Raw genomic sequence first — 19365 nt, forward strand, 5'->3', positions numbered from 1 at the left:
CGACCAGAGGTGCTGCTTGCGGACGGGTCGCGTTCGGCAACGGAGGAGGGCGCGTTCGTCGCTCCCGTGCTGCTGCAGTTCGACGATGCGTTGAGCACCGCTCTGCACGAGATCGAGGCCTTCGGCCCTGTTTCATCGCTGCTGACCTACGACAGTGTCGACGAAGCGATCGATCTCGTGATCCGCGGCGGCGGCTCGCTCGTGACCTCGGTCGTCTCGCACGACCCGGCTTTCGTCGGCGAACTCGTGCCGCGCATCGCAAACGCGAACGGCCGCATCCTGCTGCTCGACCGCGACGACATGAAGACTTCGACCGGTCACGGATCCCCTCTGCCTATGCTTATGCACGGAGGTCCCGGGCGCGCCGGCGGCGGCGAGGAGCTCGGCGGCATCATCGCGGTGAAGCACTACATGCAGCGAACTGCGATACAGGGCACGCCCGAGCTGCTCACCGCGGTGACGGGGGTGTGGCATGCGGGTGCTGCTGCGGACTCGGATGGCGAGCATCCGTTCAGGAAGTCGCTTGCGGAACTGCGCATCGGTGATCGGGTGAAGTCGGCCTCGCGCGAAGTAACGCTCGAGGACATCGAGAAGTTCGCGCACTTCACGGGTGACACGTTCTACGCGCACATGGATGAGGAGGCGGCTGCCGCGAATCCGTTCTTCCCTGGCCGCGTCGCGCACGGCTACCTGCTCGTGTCGTTCGCCGCGGGGCTCTTCGTGGAGCCCGCGCCGGGACCTGTTCTCGCGAACACGGGCCTCGAAAGCCTGAAGTTCATGACGCCCGTCTCCCCCGGTGACTCCATTCGTGTCGAGCTGACTGCCAAGGAGATCACGCCCCGCGAGACCGACGACTACGGTCAGGTTCGCTGGGACGCGAAGCTCGTGAATCAGGACGAAGAGATCGTCGCGCAGTACGACGTGCTGACGATGGTGGCGAAAACGCGCGCCTGACGGAGCTTGCCGGAGGCACGGGCGGTTCGCCGATACACTAGCCCGGAAATGAGAAGAAGAATTGGCGTAGTCGGCCTGACATCCAATGAGAATGTCGGCGACTACCTCCTGGTGGAGGCTTCCAAGTACCTGTTGCGCACTCACGACCCCGATACGGTACTCGTCGACATCGACGTCGACCCAAGAAAAGAGTCGATCCGTCCGAACCGGCGGCGCTTGAACTTCCGCATGGCGGCCATAATGAAAGCATTCGAACGCCCCATCCTGTCGGTGCTTCGAAGCTCCAGGATCGCCTACTTCTACAACTCCATGTACTGGAGGACCAAGCTTGGCTGGTACTTCAAGAAGAGAGTACGGAATCTCGACGCGATCGTGTTCGCGGGCGGGGGGTTCATCAAGTTCAAGACGCAGGGGCTGAACTACCTCGACGAACTTATTCTCAAGGCCGCGCACAGGCAGAACATCCCCGTCATGATGAATGCGGTCGGCGTCGAGGGATACAGCGATACGGACATTCGCTGCCAGCGGCTCAAGAAGGTCCTGAACTACGGCAACGTGAAGGTCATCACGACCCGTGACGACGTCGACACGTTGCGAGACCACTACATTACGAACCCCAATACTGTAACGGAGCGTGTCGGCGACCCGGTCTTCTGGCTCAGGGAAATGGAGATCGTCGACGAGAACGTCGCGAAGGAACCGGCCCGGACAGGAAACCGGATCGGGATCAACCTCATCAACCCGAACAACTTCTCGGTGTACGGTGGCACGCTCTCTCGTGCCTCCGTCGTGAACTTCTACCGAAATCTCATCGCTGAACTGCAGCGGCAGGATGCCGACTTCACTCTGTTCTCCAACGGTATGAAGGTCGACCAAACCTTTGGCCGCGCGCTCGTTGCAAGCATGAACCTGCGCAGCGAGCAACTAGCGAGCAGGCCGAAGAACTCCGATGAGTTCGTCAACTTGGTCGCAGGGTTCGACATCATACTGAGCGCCCGCATGCACGCCGGCATTACCGCATATGCGCTTGACGTGCCGGTCGTGGGTCTCATCTGGGGAGAGAAGCTGCAGTTCCTGACCAAGATCACCGGGCTGCGAGATCGATACTTCGACGAGCACGAGCTGGACTTCAAGAAGATCGCCGGTCTGCTCGTTAACAACGATCTACCGGATCCCGACCTGGAACGCCGCACAGAGTTGCGCAATCGGACGCAACGTCAACTCTCAAACTTCGTTGACGAGGTGCTCAGGGGGGGGTCGACATCAACAAGCTGATCGAAGGAAAAGTCGTCACCCTGCTGGTGGGCGCCGTTTTCCGGATTCTTGAAATTCTCTTCCGCGGTCTCCACCTATCCACGCGCGCAGCTCGGCTCTTCGTCCAGAGGCGTGTAACGTCTCGGATCGACCGCCACCTCGCCAGAATCGGCAAACGTCGACTCGCCAAGAGAGCAGTGGTTGACGAATCTTCGGTCGTGTTCATCACCATGCAGGGGGAGTACACGTGCAACCCGAAATACATTGCAGAGGAGATCTTGCGCCGCCGGTTGCCGTACACACTCACCTGGGTGCAGCGAGGCCATTCCATAGGCCCTTTCCCACCGGAATTTCAGTTCGTGAAGCACAATAGCGCCGACTACTTCCGGTCCGTCGCGCGGGCGAAAGTCGTCATTCAGAACAGCCACGTGCTCCAACGCAGCGACGCGCAAAAAGGTTCCTCGCAGTACTGGCTCCAAACCTGGCACGGCTCCCTTGGCCTGAAGAAGCTGGAAGGCGCCGGGGGCGATCACAGGTTCTACAAGCGAATGCGCAAGCTAGACAACACGCAAACCGATTTCATACTCACGAACAGCACGTTCGAAGATGCAGTGTTCACGAATACGTACTGGCCGGACGTGCCCAAGCCGATGCTCGGTCACGCGCGGAACGACATTCTCTTCGACAAGTCTCAGAACACTGCGGATGTGCTGCGTAAAAAGGTGCTCGACAGACTCGGAATCGCCGACTCCGGTCAGAAGTTCCTGCTGTACGCACCCACGCACGACGACAATGACGGTTCCGTGCCTTTGAGTGGAGTCGACATCTCGGGCCTGCGGTCAGCTCTCGCTGAAAGATTCGGTGGCACGTGGGAGATCCTGGTCCGAACGCACCATAGCAATAAGCGTGTCTCCGACGCGCAGCTCGCCGGTCTACCGCGCTACTGCCACAACGCCTCGTTCTATCCGGACATGCAGGAACTCCTCGTGGTCGCGGACACGGGTATCACCGACTACTCCAGCTGGATCTGCGACTACATTCACACGGGCAAGCCCTCGTTCTTGTTTTCCACGAACCTCGAAGGATATGCGCAGCAACGTGGTTTTTACCACGACTTCGCGGACACCCCGTTCACCATGGCGACCACGAACCGGGAGCTGCTGGCCAACATTGAACGATTCGACCAGGGTCTCTACGATCGAAAAATCGCGGAGTTTCTCGAGATGTGCGGCAGTATCGACGACGGAGCATCAGCATCGCGCATCGTCGACAAAATCGAAGATCTGATGGCCTCCTAGCGGTCCGCAACAGTCAGTGACATACAATACTCGCGTGTCCGCAGTGCATCAGAGAAGTGACCGTTCGGGGCATGCCGAGCCGCGCTCCGGCCCGTTCTCGAGGACCAGCCGGATTGTCGAGCGCGACGTCGATGACATCATCGCGGAGTCGCTGCCGTGGGAGAGACTGTTCGGCAAGACGGTGCTGGTCTCCGGCGCCAGCGGCATGATCCCGGCCTACGCGGTGTACACGCTGCTGCGACTCAACGACAAACGCGACGCGGGCATCCGAGTGCTGGGGCTCGTCCGCAACCCGGAAAAAGCACGCGGCATTCTTGCCGATATCGTCGACAGGCCCGATTTTGCGCTCGTGTCGGGTGACGTGATGCAGCCGCCGCAGGTAGACGAACGGCTTGACCTGGTCATCCACGGAGCATCCCCGGCACGTCCGAGCCTCCACGCCGCGACCCCGGTCGATACGATCCGCGCGAACGTACAGGGCGCATTCAATCTGCTGGACCTGTGTGTAGAGTCCGACAATGCGGCGTTCGTGCTCATGTCGTCTGCCGAGGTGTACGGGCAGCGCCCCGACGACGGCAGCCTCGTTGCCGAAGACAGCTACGGATCCGTCGACATCTTGAACCCGCGAGCGTGCTACGCGGAGGGGAAGCGTGCTGCTGAGACGATCGCGGCCAGTTATCGCGCGCAATACGGCACACCGGTCACGATCGCCAGATTCGGTCATATCTTCGGCCCGGGAATGGCGCTCGATGACGGCCGTGTACAAGCGGACTTCACCGCTGACGTCATCGCGGGACGAAACATCACACTCAACAGCGACGGCAGCGCGCGACGCACCTACACCTACCTCGCCGACGCGATCGCCGGAATGTTCACAGCACTGCTGACCGGCGACGACACGGCGTACAACATCGCGGATCGCGCGGGATTCATCAGCATCCGCGACCTGGCGACGGCGTTTACCAGGGCTCGGCCGCAGAAGCGTCTCGAAGTGCGCTTCCGAAGTGACGTGGACGTCTCGAAATACAATCCCGTCAAAGGGCAGGGCCTCGATGATGCGAGGCTCCGCGCCCTCGGATGGGCTCCTCACGTCGGTCTCGCTTCAGGGCTGGACCGCACGATCGCTTGGCATGAAGAACGCGACGCACTGTGAAGGCCGATCAGCAACCACCCGGTAGCGGAGACGAACCGAGGTCCGTCGCCTCGGACTTTCAACTAGAAGTGGTGGAGATCGTGTGGGAGCGCATCCACATGACGATCCGAATGCGACTCTCGTCTCCCCTCGACGCCCCGGAGTCGGCTGCATCGGAGGTGTCCTTCGCCGTCGAGCAACCGAGTCGCGTTTTTCCCGTGAACTCCACCGACGAAGGTGACGGGGCCTTCGCAGTACACATCAACATCACGACCTTCGCGGATCGCAAAGCAATCCCGAATGGGGTGTGGCGAGTCCGCGCATATTTCGGCGATGCACCAGGTCCCGCTGCGTCGTTCGACGGCGGAGCGCTCACCTATCTCGATGAGGCATCGCGCGTATTCCACTTTGATTCGAACCGCTCTGCGCTGACGGTGTCATTTGGCGTGGAGGAACCTTATGACGACGCTCCGCGCCTCGACTTCCTGATTATGGCCTATCAGCTCGCCCTTGCCCCGGGTAGCCCTGACGGCACGTCCGCATTTGCGGCCGCCAAGCGTGCGTTGTTCGGCCAAGATGCGAAGAGAAGGTACGCACGCTGGATCTACAACATCGTCGCCCGCATAGTCGGGCCGAAGAAGGGCAGGATACTCTTCGCTTCCGACCAGCAGCCGTCGATGGAGGGCAACCTGCGCCGTGTGCACGAGCGCATGCTCGAGCGTGGACTCGACAAGCGGTTCGACATGCGGTACTCCTTTCGCTTGCCCGGTACAACGGGATGGGGCGCGACCAGCCGCATCCTCTATCTCATGGCCACAAGCGAGATCATCCTGCTCGACGACTACTTCGGGCTCCTGAACAGCGTGACGGTCAGCCGGCGCAGTCGCATCATCCAGCTATGGCACGCGGGAGTCGGCTTCAAAGCGGTGGGATTCAGCCGTTTCGGCAGGAGCGACTCGCCTAAGCTCAGCCAGCCCCACCGTCAGTACACGTACGCTATCTGCGGCTCAGAGCACCTGCGTCACGTGTACGCCGAAGCCTTCGGGATCGAAGAGAGCGCCGTCATCCCCACGGGGCTGCCCCGTGTCGACTGGTTCTTGGACGAAGAACGCACCGCGGGCTTCGTTACAGAGTTCTACGATGAGTACCCGCACCTGCGCAGCAAGCGCATCATCCTCTTCGCCCCGACGTTCCGCGGAAGTTCGTACCACGCGGCGACCTACGACTACGGGCTGATCGATCTGGCCGCACTCTACGAAGCGTGCGGCCAGGACACTGCCGTCCTGTTTCGGATGCACCCCTTCGTGAAGGACGCGATCGACATCCCGCAGGAGTTCCAGGACCGCTTCTTCGACTTCACGAAGTATGAGGACGGTCTTGGGCTGCTGCACGTCACGGACCTGCTGATCACCGACTACTCATCTGTCATCTACGAGTATTCGCTGCTCGACCGACCCATGCTGTTCTTCGCACCGGACCGGGTCAACTATGCGGCCACCCGCGGCTTCCACCACGACTACGTCGACACAGCGCCCGGCCGCGTCTGCGCGACGTTCAACGAGGTTATCGATGCCATTGCGACCTGCGAATTCGAACAGGAGAAGGTCGCGCGGTTCAGAGCCGAAAACTTCGACCGAATCGACACCGGCTCAGCCGATCGCGTGATTGACTGGCTCATCGACGATCAATCCTCTGCGGCCGGCTCGGCAGAGGCGCGGACGGATGGGGAACGATGAATATTGGTGTGATTTTCGCAGGCGGGATAGGCTCCCGGATGTCCTCAGCGAACCTGCCGAAGCAATTCCTCGAGATCCACGGAACACCGCTCATAGTTCACACGATCCAGCATTTCCAGGATCATCCGGAAATCGATCGCATCGCGGTATCAATACTTCCAGAATGGCGAGACCGATTCGTGCGTCTTGTGGCTCGCTACGAACTGACGAAAGTGCACTGGATCGTCGACGGCGGGGCAACCGGCCAAGAGTCGCGCCACAGAGCCATCCGCGCGGCCGTCGATGAATGCCCGGATGACACGGTGGCGCTCATTCACGATGGCGTGCGTCCTTTGATCAACGCCCAGGTCATTTCGGACAACATCAGAACGGTCCGTGAACTCGGTCCCGCCATTACGAGCACAAAGTTCAACGAAACCATCGTCTCTGCCTCGAGCGTGGAAATCGACGAAGTGCTCCCTCGAGAGTCCCTGTACGTTGCCCAAGCACCACAGAGTCTGCGTTTGAGCACAGCGATCGAAATCTACGACAAAGCGGTCGCGGAGGGCGAGCACGATTCGATCGACACCGGTAGCCTTCTCCGAAGGTTTGGACACAAGCTGTTCCGCGTAGACGGCCCGCGATCGAACATCAAGATCACGACTGCCGAAGACTTCTACATCTGTCGAGCGTTCTTCGATGTGCTGGAGCGCAACCAAATCGGCGGATAGCCGCACGCCTTCAGATCGAAAGACGACCGTTGTTCTCTCTCAGTATTGCAATCGTTCTTTCGGCCCCGCGCCGCAGGCTGAAAGCGGGTCGCCATCCCAGGCCCTCCAGCTTGCCGGAGGACAGCGACGAATTCTCCATGAGGTTACTCGCGGTCTGCTTCGCCTCTTCCGGAATGTCGTAGACGACATCGACTCCTCCGGCCTTCGCCAGGGCCTCGCCGATTTCTCCAATGGTGCAGATCGAATCGGCATTGGAAATGTTGTAGGCGTTCGCTCTCTCCCCGCGAAGGAGGACGGTGAGCATCGCAGACGCACAGTCAAGTGAAAAACAGTACGACCGGAGCTGATTTCCCCTGCTCTTGAGGACGACGTCCTCTCCCGCAACGGCCTTCCGCGTGAACTCCGCCGATGCACGATTGTCGGACATCCGGATCGAAGGTCCGTAGATGTGCCCCGGCCTGACGATGACCGACTCAACGCTGTGCTCCATGCCGTAAGCAACGCACAGCGATTCCCCTGCACGCTTCGAGGACGGATAGCCCGCTCGTTCGTTCAAGATGTCGAGGTACCCGTAATCGCCTTCCGAGTATGGTTCCGCACCGGCCTGCTGCCCGTAGACCTCGCTCGATGAAACGTAGAGGAGCCGTCGTGCGGAATTAGCGCGGGCCAGATCGAACATCGTGGAGAGGCCCACGATGTTCGCAAGCATCGTCTCAACGGGACGCTGCATGTACATCGCGGGATTCGCGTTGCTAGCGCCGTGAATAATGAAGTCGACGCCGTCCGCGAGCGCAACAGCGTCACTCGATGTCGCGTCGTACGGCACGAACACCAGACCATCCGCCTCTGAGAAACCGCGAAACCTGGTCGCGACATCCCGTTCGCTTCTTCCGGCGGCGAACACGGTGATGTCTGCCCCGTGGGCGCGGTTCAAGAACAACAAGATATCGATGACCGAGGAGCAGATCATCCCCGTCGCGCCGGTCACGAAGATACGTGAACCGTAGAGTTCACTCGCCCCGGGGATGCTGGCTGCCGAGGCGCCGAGGTCGCCCCAGTATGAATCCGCGCCCGTCATACGACTCAGCCGGCCGCATTTCGGGCATCGAGAATGGCCTCGAAAATGTACAGATCGTCCATTGTGGTGATCTTCAAGTTCTCTTCGGAGCCGGCCGAGAAATAGACTGTCTCTCCCAGTTCGCGCATCAGCACGCACGATGCGGCAGTGTCCGCGATCCCTTGCACCTTCGCCTGCTCGTGAGCCCACTTGAGCTTGCCCAAGGTGTATGCGTGAGGCGTCTGCGTACGGAACAGCTGCTCGCGCGGAATGGAAGTGGTCGATGAAACTCCGTCGTCATCGCTGCGGAACACCGCTTCGACGCAAGGAATCGCGGCGACCGCACTTCCGTTGGCTTTGAACTCGGCAACACAGTCGGAAATGATCTCCGAGGACACGAGGCAACGGTTGCCGTCATGAATCATGACGATGTCCTCGTCGGTTGCCCCGTCCTCGCTGATCTTCGTCAAACCGTTGAATATCGATTCCTGCCCCGTCGCACCGCCGGGAACAATCGCCTGCAGTTTCGTTATCCCGTACTGCTTCGCATAGGCGGAAACGACATCGACCCAGGATGGAAGCGTGACCACGACGATCGCGTCAATGGACGGGTGCTCCTGGAACGCCTCGAGTGTGTAGACGATGAGCGGCTTGTTCTTCACGTGCATGAACTGCTTCGGGATGTCTTGCTTCATCCGCGAACCCGTTCCCGCTGCAGTCAATAGTGCTGTAATCATCGTGTAACTCCTGGAAAGTGTCTCACTGCGTTGCCGTCCCCGCGTCGCGAATGCGCCCGAGGTAGTCGCTAACGCTCTCTTTCGCCTTGTTCTTCATTGCGCCGAGCAGTTCAGGATCGATCCCTTCGGACTTCGCCGTTTCCATCTTGTCGACGATGTACTCCGGGCGGAAGTCCTTCTGCTGAATGGCGCGCTCAGGGTAGCCGACGATCTCCATAAGCTTTTCGACTTTGTCGTTCCAGGAGAGAATGACGGAAGGCACCCCCATGGTGAACGCGGCAATCGATGAGTGCATACGGCAGGTGATCAGGGCTTCATAACCGTTGATCGTGTCGACCAGCACCCTGTCATCAACCGGACGTTCGACCAGGTAAGAATCGGGGAGTCCGAGCTTCTTCAGCACTCTCCTGCCGAGCTTGACGTCCCCCGGCAACCCGTTCGTGAAGAATTCGAACTCATACCCCCGCTCTTGGAGGGTCTTCGCTATGCCGGCAAAAAGTGCAGTCCACTGCTTCGCACCGAAGCTCACGCCGTATCCCTGGAGTGAGTTGCCGCGAATCAGACCTATACCGATCTTCTTCCGATCAATGCTCGTGTCGATCTCGTACGCCTCTTTCATCCAAAAGGCCGAGTCTGCGAGAAGTTTGACGTTATGATCCGGACCTGCGCACGCCTGCACCGCCTCTACGTTGTCTCTTGCGGAAACGTACTTGACCGCGGGAGATCGAAGCGCCCGCTTGAGGATTTTGCTCCCGAAGTCCCGTTCATCGAAAGCGCCGGCCCGACCGATGGCGTTGTAAACCACTTCGAGCCCGTGCTTCTCGGCATACTCGCTGATGAGCAGGAGGGACCAGTGGTACTCGTTGTAGCTGTACTCGAGAAGGCCGGCTCCGTCGATCACAATGTAGTCGACGCCCTTGAGCTTCTTGTCGAAGTAGCTCGCGAGACGCTTGCGATAGTTTCGACCGTGCTTCCAGATGAGGTGACGGCCTCTGCTGATCAGGTTCTGCGTTGCTTTGCTCTTCGCCTTCCTGCCTCGTTTCTGCAAAGACAGGAAGGCTTTTTCGGTCAGGCGACCTTTTTCGCTGTACTCGTAGTAGTTGCGCAGACGCCGTTCACGGGCATCGTCGAGTTCGAGAATCGTGTCGTTTCGGCCGAGCAGATCGACTTCCACGTACTCGACCTCGATCTCCGGGTCCGCCTGCAAGAGCCCATCCTCGATCAAATATTCAAGGCTTCGAGCGATGAACATCTCTCCGAGATTCTCGCTCTTCACCAAGCCGCACATGGCGATCTTCACCGTCTCGATCCTCCCGGTCGTCGGCACTCGTTACGCGGCACCGTTTTGCATCTCGTCATCGTCGGTAATCGGCGGCTCATCGTCCGCCGGTTCCAGTTGTTCGCGGGACTGTGCCGGCTTCTCCCCTTCTCCGTAAGAGAAGAACGTCACGAAATCATGCCGCGGGATTCGCTTGTGCACAGGAAGCCATTCCATGTAGTCGGCACCGTAGAGCTGACGGAGGTAGGTGTCGTAGCCCGCCGGGCACGAAAGCATGTGCCCCTCGAATTCCATTCTGACGACGGGCGAATACTCCGATTTAACAACCCGCTCTTCCGTTGTGTGGACATTGGTCATCATCACGCCAATGTAGTCGGACTCCTCGTACTTGATGGAGGTGGCGAGTTCGATGACTTTGTCGAACAGTGCCTTGACGCCCATGGAACGATACACGCGAGAGGCAATTCGGTTCCGAAGGATCCTGTAAGGATTCCTGCCGCGATACCGTCGCACGTTGCGTGCGTGCCTCACCCGGTTCTTTCGCCGCTTTATCTCGGCGTAATGCTCGACATTCTTCTCCTCTGTTTCCGGGAGACCGTCAATCGGAAAAATATCAAGGAAAATCGGGTAGACCTTGCTGCCGATTCTTCCCTGCTTGCGTTTCGCGACGAGAATCGATTCGGAGTACAGCTTCCAGTGGTAGGCAAAGTACTTGGACGATGGATTCGGTGGTACGAGTTCATACTCGCCGATACGCCCTCCGGATAGCTCCATGAGCTTCTCGCAATCGGGCCTCGGCATATTGACATCGATGTCGTCGTCCCACGGGATGAACCCTTTGTGTCGCGCTGCGCCCAGGAGAGTGCCGCCGGAGAGGTAGTAGGTGAGGCCGTGCTGTTCACAGAACCGATCGAACTCAACCAATACTTTGAGCATGTGTTCTTTATGGTCGGCATCGGTCGCGAGATCCTTAAGATCGCTGTAGTCGTACTCCCGCATTCCCTTGTGTGTCCCCTTCGGTTGCTCTCATTGATCCTGGCCCGACGCTGTGTGTTCGTTACGGAAGTAGTCGGCTGATTTCCTGGCTACTCCCGGACTCGCACAAGTGCGCCCACGAGCTTCTCAAACGGGGTGATACGTGCACGCCTCGGCCAAACATCGCCACATACTACCCTAGGGACCCAGGACGTAGCTTTCGCAATCTGATGCACCCACAATCGAACGTCATCACGCTCGATCCTGCGGCAGTAAACGCGACGCTATGGAAACAGGACGCTGTTCGTCAACTCCAGTTGTCGCAATTGAGCCTCGAGCGGTTCGGCGAGTGTCCTCGCGTAGGTATCGGTGAAGTGATGTGTGTCTCTCCAAACGACAACGTGGCCGACAACGGGCGCACACGCTTCGGCATCGGGGCAGATCCAGTTGCCCATATCGATGGTGCCCGTGCTCGATAACCCGTCCACGGCATAGTCCACAAACACGCTTCCGTCACCGAAGGCTTCTTCCCGCGGTGTTGCGCATTCCGTCAGAGCACCGAGATTAGCCGAAATGCACTCTGGGATATCGCTACTCATTCGCGGCGTCGTATTCATGACCAGAGTTGGAATATCTGCTGCGTTCAATCGCTCAAGGTTGTCGCGAAGGCCATCGACGAAGAGGAGTTGCCCTTCCTCACGGGAAAGATCACTCTGCCATGCGACTCGGCCGTCGCTATTGGCGGTGACGACAAGATCTGGTTTCTCCTCCTGGATCTGGTCGAAACTCGTATCGTTCCACTTGGTGCAGCTCGTGTCCTCGTAGCCGTCTCGGTGCGCCTGGGCAACGCTGGAGAAACCACAGCCCGCCTTGGTTGTAATACGGAGCCTCCAGCCGTGCTCCTCGGCAAGCGCGATGAAGGGAGAAGCCCAGTTCGCGGCGTGCGAATCCCCGATCAGCACAATACTGACTTCACCGTTAGGGTCGCCGAATATGCAGCCTTCGATTTTCGGTACGGATGACTGGCTCGACCTATTGCAGCCGAGCTCGTAGACAACGGTGTTGTCATCGCGGGCGTTGATTGCGGAGGGCGTGAAACCGCCCTCGACATAGTCCACGGGCTTGCCGGCATCCGTGAAACTCTCAAGGTCGTCATTGGCGAAGTCGTCGGTAAGCGCTTCTGCGCCGATCGGCTCCCCTTCCTGGGCCGAATACTCCGGATTCATGGTTCTCGGTGCGAAATACACAGACGAAGCCACGACTGCGGTCGCCACCATCAAGCCCACCCCCGCCAATAACGAGCGCTTTACGGAGTGTTTGAGTCGCTGCCAATTACGAAACGGGTTCTCAATGAACTTGTAGCTCAGCCAGGACGGAAGCACTGCGAACGCCACAATGAGCAACCCGTACCTTACGCGCAACTCACCATCCATAAGGTACGTCCCAATGACGATAAGGGGCCAGTGCCACAGGTAGAGAGAGTAGGAGATGTCTCCGACCCATCGCATTGGCTTCAACGAAAGCAACCGCCCGACCCCTCGCTCCGCTCGCCCGTTCATACCGCCGACGATGACCGCAGCGGCTCCCAACGTCGGGAGGAGTGCAGCATAACCGGGGAACTGCGTCGCACCGGAATACAGCAGAGCGGACGCAGCGATAGCCGCGGACCCGATCCAGCCGAGCGCGTAGCCCAGCCAGTCGGGCACGCGTGCGGCTTGGGCCGCGAATACCGCAATAGCCGCCCCGATCGCGAGCTCCCACAGTCGGGTGGTTGTGACGAAGTATGCGTTTTCGGGCGCGGCACCCGTGTAGTAGATCGAGAAAAGCAAAGAAGGCACAAGAATCGCCAGAACACCCACCCGCGCCGCACGCATGGCACGACCGGCGGCATCCGCCGTGTTCCCTTTCGCCGCTGTGCGACGTAACACGGCTAGCAGTGCGACCAGGATCAAGGGCCACACGATATAGAACTGCTCTTCAACCGCCAGCGTCCAGAAGTGCTGTAGCGGACTCTCCGCTACATCCGCATTCAGGTAGTCGGTGCCGGCGGCCAAGACCCAGTTCACAAGGTAGGCGGCTGACGCGAGCGCCTCAATACCAATGGACTCCCATCGAATCTGCGGAAGAAACATCACCGTGAGTATGAGAGTTGCGAGCAGGACGACGGTCGCCGCCGGCAGTATCCTCCTGGCACGTTTCGCGTAGAAGTCAGCGAGCCGGATGCGGCCAGTCTTCTGAGCTTCTCTGAGGAGGATGCCGGTGATCAAGAACCCCGAGATCACGAAGAAGACATCAACGCCGACGAATCCTCCGCTGAAGAGCGACCAGTTCGCGTGGTACAGGAGAACCGCACCGACAGCGACCGCCCGAAGACCTTGAATATCCGGGCGGAAGCTCGAAATCGCCGAAGGCCGCGTGGCGCCGAGCTCGACCGCGGGAGTTCGCTGCAACGAGGCTCCTTATCCTGAATCAGACCTGGCCCACGGAACACTACCGCAGTTCAGTGAGACGCAACCAGGGATCCGCAACGCGAAAGGCGTCAATACCCGGCCTCGTGTGCCCCGGCGTCACCCGCCGCTCTTGGTCTCCTCGGTGACGCTAGGAGAAGCTTCCGCATCTTGCCGTTCGAGAACTCGCCGAGCTGCGCGTATGTCGTCGACACCGCGTCGGATCGATGACACGGCTGGAGCGACCACCGTCTCCTCAATCTCGGCCACACCTTCGGCGCCTGCATGCAAGACGGAGTAGTAGAGGAACGCGAGATCAAGGTACACGCGTTCGGCCACGGATACTGATCGCATCGACTCGTGGCGTTGAAAGCACGAGTCGAAGTGCTCGAAGGGCCTCTGCTGACAGCCGAAGTAGCTGGCGAGGTCAGCGAATCGCTGTCCTATCCGAACGCTCTCGCAATCGATCATCTTTGCTGGGGTCTCAAGGTTCACGCCGATGAGGTTCCCAGAACGGAAGTCGTTATGTGCCAGGCAGTAGTGACGCTCCGGGTCTATCAGCGTGAACACTCGGCTTCTCTGCACCAGTTTCGACAGCTCGACGGTTGTGCGCTGCATGGATGCCGGGTATTCGTTCGCACGCAACACTCCAGACAGTTGCTTGAACAGCGCGCGGGTTCCGGATTTACGGTGAAGCCGCCCGAAGAACCGAGCCAGAGAAGTCGGGCGATTGACGAGCAGGAGAGCAGGCTTGCTCAGCCCCTGCACACCCTGCAGTTCGGCGTAACCGATCCTGGCGAGTCGCTTCGCCAGTTCCACGGCGTCATCATCTGCGATCGACGCGTTGCCTTCGACGTACTCCATGGTGAGGTAGTAGATACCCTCGATTCGCTGGCTGTTGATGTAAGCGGGAGTCACATCACGCAGCTCCGGGATACGGGGAACGATGTTCCGATAGAAGTTTCCGCCCACGTCGATGGGGCCCGGCGACTGCGCGATCTTGGTGATGTACTGTCGCGAGCCCACGCGGTGCATCAGGATGCCGAGGTTGTTGCCGCCTCTCCCCACGACGTACTCGCTCTCGCAGCGAAACCGCGAACCCAGCGTCGCAAGCAAGCCTGACTCTACCCGTTCGATGACTTCCTCGAGGGGCGCATCATGCGCCACACGCAACCCCGTAATGAACGCTTCACGCGCTTGCTGAAATCGTGTCAGTCGAACGAGGGTCTTACCCTTCAGAAAGTGTCCTTTAGCGTAGGACGGGTCGATCCGAGTGAGACGCTCAGAGGAATTCAAGGCGTTCTCGTAGTCCCGTGCGAACGCGTGGAAGTAGTACTCCTCTTCCGCAACGCGTATCGACGGAGTCTCGATCTCTTTTCTTGCTCGTTCGAGTAGCGCTCGTGCGTCTTGTCGTCGACTTGCTACCCGATACGTTTTCGCCAGTTCGACGAACCACGCTTCGGTACCCGTAACCGCGGCCGCCGACTCGCCCGTGAGCAACTCGATCGCCGCATCCCACCGCCGTTTACGGCGCAATGCAGCCGCTTGGTTCAGAATCTCCATCGGAGCCCCATGCCGTATCCCATACCGGCCCCCTCGGGGTGGTCAACCTATGCCACGTCTCTCGATCGTAACAGCCGGGCGGCGCGGGCCCTCTCGCCGTGTAGACAAACTGAATGATTCTTCACCGGCGCTCGCCTTGAACTCGCAGGCCTTCTCAATCGAGGAGAGAGGGTTCCTCGCATCTCCGGGGTGCCGGGGCCCGAGCTGCGACCGAGCTACTCCTCGTCGCGCTGATCGCGCATCGCGTTCATCGCCGCGACCTGCACTGTGACGATCTGGCCCGTGAGATCGGATGCCGCGACGTTCAGTGTGACGCGCGCCACATCATCCGGGTCGAGCAGTGTTTCGGCCGGCTCATCTCCGAACGCCTTCATGCGCATAGGCGTCGCGGTGCGCTGCGGGTTGATGCAGTTGACACGGATTCCGGCTTCCGCCCACTCCTCCGACAACGCTTGAGTGAGGTTCACAACCCCCGCCTTCGTCGCCGAGTACACGCCGTAGTTCGCGCGACCGCGCGTGTACGAGCTAGAGGTGAACAGCGTCAGCTGTCCACGCGTCTTCGCCAGGTACTGGAAGGCCTCCTTGGCGACCAGCACGGGAGCACCGAGGTTCAACCTGATCGTGTCGAGCACATCCTTCTTCTTCGACTCGACGAGCGGCCCCATGCGCAGCACTCCTGCGGTAATGACGACCAGATCGATGCTGCCGAGTTTCTCCTCCGCATCCGCGAGCGCTCGACGGACGTGCTTGCGGTACCGAACATCCGTGCCCGTCGTCGAGCGGCTGTACTCGACAACGTTGGCGCCGCCGGCTTCGGCGAGCTCGACGATGCTGCTGCCGATGCCGTAGTTGCCGCCGAACACCACGATCGACTTGCCCTCCAGCGACGCCGGCAGCTCGCCGCTAGAGCTCAGCGCAAGGCTCTCGGACTGCAACTGAAAGAGCTTGTCGGCGATGTGCACATCGATCGGCTCCGTCACCTTCATGTTCTGCGGAGTGCCGGGTACGACATAGATCGGCACCTCGGGCATGTACGCGAACACAACACCGCAGTCGTCGGATGCGCGGAACTCGGAATCCCGGGCCGCGATCCTGTACGCCTCACGGATGACACCCAGCCGAAACGCTTGCGGCGTCTGGCCGCGGCGAAGGAAATCGCGATCCGGCATCCCGGAGATGTGGTTGCTGTCGTCGATCTGGATAATAGTGTCGGCCGAGGGGATCGCCGTGTCGACCGCATCGTACTCATCGAGCGCTTCCACGCAGTCGTGAATGATGCGCTGATCGATGAACGGCCGCACAGCATCGTGGAACAGCACTTTCGTATCGTCACCGGCACCGTCGGCCGTCAGCGCATCGATTGCGAGCTTCGTGCTGTCATTGCGCGTTTCACCACCGGGCAGAATCTGCTTCAGCTTGGGAAACCGGGAGTCGCCCAGCAGGTGACCCAGTTCGTCGATGGTGTCAGCGTTCATCATGATGAGCACGTCGTCGATGTCGGGGCTCTTGTCGAGGGCCTCGAGCGTGTGCTCGACGATCGCCTTCCCGGCGATCTTGATGAGTTGCTTGGGGATGCCGAGCCCGACGCGGGCGCCGATACCGCCGGCCAGCAGAACTCCGACGCTGCGGTGCGACTGTGTCATATCGAAAGGCTGCTCCAAGAAAGAGTGAGGAGGGGGTGGATAACGCCTGTCATCCTATCCACGCAAGCCGAGCGTCTCGCTTATGCACCGCCGAGCAGCCGGGAAGCTATGCGTTCGCTGGAGTGGCCGTCCAGTGCTCCGCAGAACTCCTCATCGAACGCTGCCGACCGGGCCGGGTCGACAGTTGCCGTCGCGATCGCTGCGGCCAGGCCTTCCGCGTCTCGAACGACGGGGCCGATGCAGTAGTGCTCGAACGGGCGATAGAAGGAACGATCCGCAACGTATTCCTCGAGATCCGGCACGAAGAAGACGATCGGACGGCGCAGGAGAGAGAATTCGAAGACGGCGGACGAATAGTCGGTGACGAGAACATCAGTCGCCATCAACACTTCGTTCATGTCGGGAATCGAAGCCGCGTCGATAACGCCTTGCGGCAACCCCTTGTCCGCGACGAAGGGATGCTGCCGCACGCCAACGCGCCAGCCCGCTCCGAGCGTGCGGCTGATTCCGGCCCAGTCGGCATCCGGTGACGCCTGTGCCGTCAGCTGCCCTTGGCCCCGAAACGTGGGTGCGTAGAGTACGAAACGGTCGCCATCGGCTATGCCGAGAGCCTCGCGCACCCGATGACGGGTTTCGGCAACCGCGGCTTCGTCGAAGAACGCGTCGCTGCGCGGCATTCCCCAGGGCTTGACGCGCTGCGGATCGATGCCGAACGCTTCCGCGTAGTCGGGGACGATGCTTTCGGAACTGACGACGGCATCCGTGTAGTTGCGGTGAATCTCGCTGCCTCGCGTCGGACCACCGGGAAGGCCGGCACGACTGTGCCCTACGCGCTTGAATGCCCCGGCCGCGTGCCACAGTTGCACGAGGCGAGCATCGGGACGAATACGGAAGAAGTAGATGAGCGGATAGAAGTCGTCGAGCACGATGACGCCGCTGCTGGCGATGAGCATGGGCAGCCGCAGTGCGTCTCGGAGGGGCCTCCGCGCTGAGAGCCGGGGCTTGAAGACGCCGATGATCTCGGCATCCGGGGCCTGCTGCTCGATTGCGCGCTTCAGGAACGCCATGTTGCCGACGTATCCATCGTGGGAGTCGGAAAGGAAGAGGAATCGTCGCGGGCGAACGCGTACGAACGGGCGCAGTAACCAATAGGGCACCAGGTAGTGCAAGAACCGCATCGCCCGCAGGATCCGGCTCTTGCGCAGCCACTGACGCACGCTGCTCTGCCTCACCCGATCGCGTCCAGCGCAAGCCTGGCGATCTGATCGGCGCACGGAGTTTCGCCCTCTTCAGGGGGCGTATCGCCGGGAGCACGCACCCAGGACGCGGCGAACTCGGCAACCTCCTCGGATGAAGAACTACCGCGGGCAATCTCATCGACGAGTTCCGGGATGCTCTCCACGATCGGGCCCGGCAGTTCGGTGCGATAGTCGAGATAGAAATCGCGAGAAGCCAAATAGTCTTCCAGGTCGGGTGCAAGAAAGTAGCTGGGAACACCGAGCACCGATGCCTCGAACAGCACGGACGAGTAATCGGTGATGAAGAGGTCGGCGACGTGCAGGAGCTCCTGCGTCGAGAATCCGCTCGCGGTATCGATGCCTTCCTCGAAATTCGCGGACATCAGCGGGTGCAGCTTCACAACGGCATGAATACCGCGTGCTTCGAGCGCGGCCGTGAGTTCACCCACGTCGACGGATACTGACCCGTCGATGTGAAACGTCGGCGCATACACGGCGATCCGAGCATCCCGAAGGTGCGGATACTCGGAGTAGATGCGATCGCGGATTCGGCGCGACTCTCCCGGATCCCGCAACTTGTCGACACGAGGAAGGGGAGCAACCACGACACGATCGAGGGATGTTCCGAGTGCCTCCGCAAAGGGTTCCCGCGCCGCCTCACCGCTCGCGAGCACGATGTCGTAGCCCTGATGCATGCGCATCGCCGCCGCGAGGCGCTCGTCGCGGCCTTCCGCCTGCCCAAGAATGCTCAGCCCGAACTTCTTGAACGCACCGAGCGCGTGCCAGATCTGCATGATCGTGAGCGAGTCCTTGTGCTTCAGCACGCTGGCGACGATGGCGTAGGTGTCGAGTATCAGCACTCGAGCCGTTGCAACGTGGTAAAGCTGCTTGATCATGTGCAGCGCGTAGCCGAGCTTCGCGACATATCCCGGCGGCACCATTCGCACGAGCGTGACAACTTCGACCGCGGGGTCCAGTCGCTCGAGCGACTCTCGGATGGCCGCGAAGTCCTTGGGGAGGGTCGGATGCTCACGACTCATCATGACGACCTTGCGTCGCGTCGGCAGCAACTTCAGCGGGGCGTACACGACGGCAAGGCCCACACGGGCGATCGCTGCGACAGCGAGGCGCAACCCCATGGTGCGAGTTGCGCGCGTGGGCGAGGGATGGCTGCCTCCCGGTGCCTTGGCGTGCGGAGGCACACCGTTGTGCTCCCCTCTAGTCCGCCACAGCAGTTTCCCCACCCGAATCCCCTTACTGGTTGGATTGCACGACAATGCTAGTCCACTGTTCTCGGGCCTCCCTTTGAAGCGCAGGTCCGTCACCAGCGCGCTGAGAGCGC

The 19365-nt window shown here is 60.4% G+C and carries 15 protein-coding genes; 6 read left to right on the top strand and 9 right to left on the bottom strand.

Going from position 1 to position 19365, the window contains the following annotated elements; all coding sequences use genetic code 11:
* From Q0O95_RS05410 to Q0O95_RS05435, 6 genes are all read left to right on the top strand, one after another.
* The coding region (locus Q0O95_RS05410; protein ID WP_293696161.1) for an aldehyde dehydrogenase family protein at nt 1-954 on the top strand (954 nt) is incomplete at its 5' end.
* A gap of 48 nt (nt 955-1002) precedes the next feature.
* On the top strand, nt 1003-2229 hold the full coding sequence (locus Q0O95_RS05415; protein WP_293696163.1) for a polysaccharide pyruvyl transferase family protein: 1227 nt from the start codon (nt 1003-1005) through the stop codon (nt 2227-2229).
* Between the two features lie 176 nt (nt 2230-2405).
* Nucleotides 2406-3506: a CDP-glycerol glycerophosphotransferase family protein gene (locus Q0O95_RS05420; RefSeq protein WP_293696165.1), complete on the top strand. Its 1101-nt coding sequence runs from the start codon at nt 2406-2408 to the stop codon at nt 3504-3506.
* A 34-nt stretch (nt 3507-3540) separates the two neighbouring features.
* Complete coding sequence (locus tag Q0O95_RS05425) at nt 3541-4659, top strand: NAD(P)-dependent oxidoreductase (RefSeq protein WP_293696167.1); 1119 nt, start codon at nt 3541-3543, stop codon at nt 4657-4659.
* 71 nt (nt 4660-4730) lie between these two features.
* Nucleotides 4731-6374: a CDP-glycerol glycerophosphotransferase family protein gene (locus Q0O95_RS05430; RefSeq protein ID WP_293696169.1), complete on the top strand. Its 1644-nt coding sequence runs from the start codon at nt 4731-4733 to the stop codon at nt 6372-6374.
* Entirely contained in the window at nt 6371-7084 is a 714-nt protein-coding gene (locus Q0O95_RS05435) for an IspD/TarI family cytidylyltransferase (RefSeq protein WP_293696171.1), read from the top strand. Before Q0O95_RS05430 ends, Q0O95_RS05435 begins: the two co-directional genes overlap by 4 nt.
* Before the next feature lie 10 nt (nt 7085-7094).
* On the opposite strand, the gene Q0O95_RS05440 is transcribed toward Q0O95_RS05435, so the two are convergent.
* From Q0O95_RS05440 to Q0O95_RS05480, 9 genes are all read right to left on the bottom strand, one after another.
* The gene (locus Q0O95_RS05440; protein WP_293696173.1) at nt 7095-8162 is read right to left on the bottom strand and encodes an NAD(P)-dependent oxidoreductase; all 1068 of its coding nucleotides are present in this window, start codon (nt 8160-8162) and stop codon (nt 7095-7097) included.
* Nucleotides 8163-8167: 5 nt separating this feature from the next.
* A complete protein-coding gene (locus Q0O95_RS05445; protein ID WP_293696175.1) occupies nt 8168-8878 on the bottom strand; it encodes an IspD/TarI family cytidylyltransferase in 711 nt (236 codons plus the stop codon).
* A gap of 22 nt (nt 8879-8900) precedes the next feature.
* A complete protein-coding gene (locus Q0O95_RS05450; protein WP_293696177.1) occupies nt 8901-10178 on the bottom strand; it encodes a polysaccharide pyruvyl transferase family protein in 1278 nt (425 codons plus the stop codon).
* A 30-nt stretch (nt 10179-10208) separates the two neighbouring features.
* Nucleotides 10209-11156 (bottom strand): phosphorylcholine transferase LicD, encoded by a 948-nt coding sequence (locus tag Q0O95_RS05455; RefSeq protein ID WP_293696179.1) that lies wholly within the window; start codon nt 11154-11156, stop codon nt 10209-10211.
* A gap of 260 nt (nt 11157-11416) precedes the next feature.
* Nucleotides 11417-13582, bottom strand: coding sequence for an acyltransferase family protein (locus Q0O95_RS05460; protein ID WP_293696181.1), 2166 nt, complete (start codon nt 13580-13582; stop codon nt 11417-11419).
* Nucleotides 13583-13699: 117 nt separating this feature from the next.
* A complete protein-coding gene (locus tag Q0O95_RS05465; protein ID WP_293696183.1) occupies nt 13700-15142 on the bottom strand; it encodes a phosphotransferase in 1443 nt (480 codons plus the stop codon).
* Between the two features lie 215 nt (nt 15143-15357).
* A complete protein-coding gene (locus tag Q0O95_RS05470; protein WP_293696185.1) occupies nt 15358-16785 on the bottom strand; it encodes a bifunctional cytidylyltransferase/SDR family oxidoreductase in 1428 nt (475 codons plus the stop codon).
* 80 nt (nt 16786-16865) lie between these two features.
* Nucleotides 16866-18002 carry a CDP-glycerol glycerophosphotransferase family protein gene (locus tag Q0O95_RS05475; protein ID WP_293696187.1) on the bottom strand — a complete coding sequence of 379 codons (1137 nt, stop codon included), beginning with the start codon at nt 18000-18002 and terminating at the stop codon, nt 16866-16868.
* A gap of 11 nt (nt 18003-18013) precedes the next feature.
* Nucleotides 18014-19267 carry a CDP-glycerol glycerophosphotransferase family protein gene (locus Q0O95_RS05480; protein WP_293696189.1) on the bottom strand — a complete coding sequence of 418 codons (1254 nt, stop codon included), beginning with the start codon at nt 19265-19267 and terminating at the stop codon, nt 18014-18016.
* Nucleotides 19268-19365: the final 98 nt, after the last annotated feature.

Origin of the sequence: uncultured Agrococcus sp. (assembly GCF_945915485.1) — a bacterium.
Lineage (GTDB): Bacteria > Actinomycetota > Actinomycetes > Actinomycetales > Microbacteriaceae > Agrococcus.

Coding starts and splice junctions, on each gene's coding strand:
- Q0O95_RS05415 (WP_293696163.1), top strand. CDS start 1,003: ATGAGAAGAAGAATTGGCGTAGTCGGCCTGACATCCAATGAGAATGTC.
- Q0O95_RS05435 (WP_293696171.1), top strand. CDS start 6,371: ATGAATATTGGTGTGATTTTCGCAGGCGGGATAGGCTCCCGGATGTCC.
- Q0O95_RS05440 (WP_293696173.1), bottom strand. CDS start 8,162: ATGACGGGCGCGGATTCATACTGGGGCGACCTCGGCGCCTCGGCAGCC.
- Q0O95_RS05445 (WP_293696175.1), bottom strand. CDS start 8,878: ATGATTACAGCACTATTGACTGCAGCGGGAACGGGTTCGCGGATGAAG.
- Q0O95_RS05455 (WP_293696179.1), bottom strand. CDS start 11,156: ATGCGGGAGTACGACTACAGCGATCTTAAGGATCTCGCGACCGATGCC.
- Q0O95_RS05465 (WP_293696183.1), bottom strand. CDS start 15,142: ATGGAGATTCTGAACCAAGCGGCTGCATTGCGCCGTAAACGGCGGTGG.
- Q0O95_RS05470 (WP_293696185.1), bottom strand. CDS start 16,785: ATGACACAGTCGCACCGCAGCGTCGGAGTTCTGCTGGCCGGCGGTATC.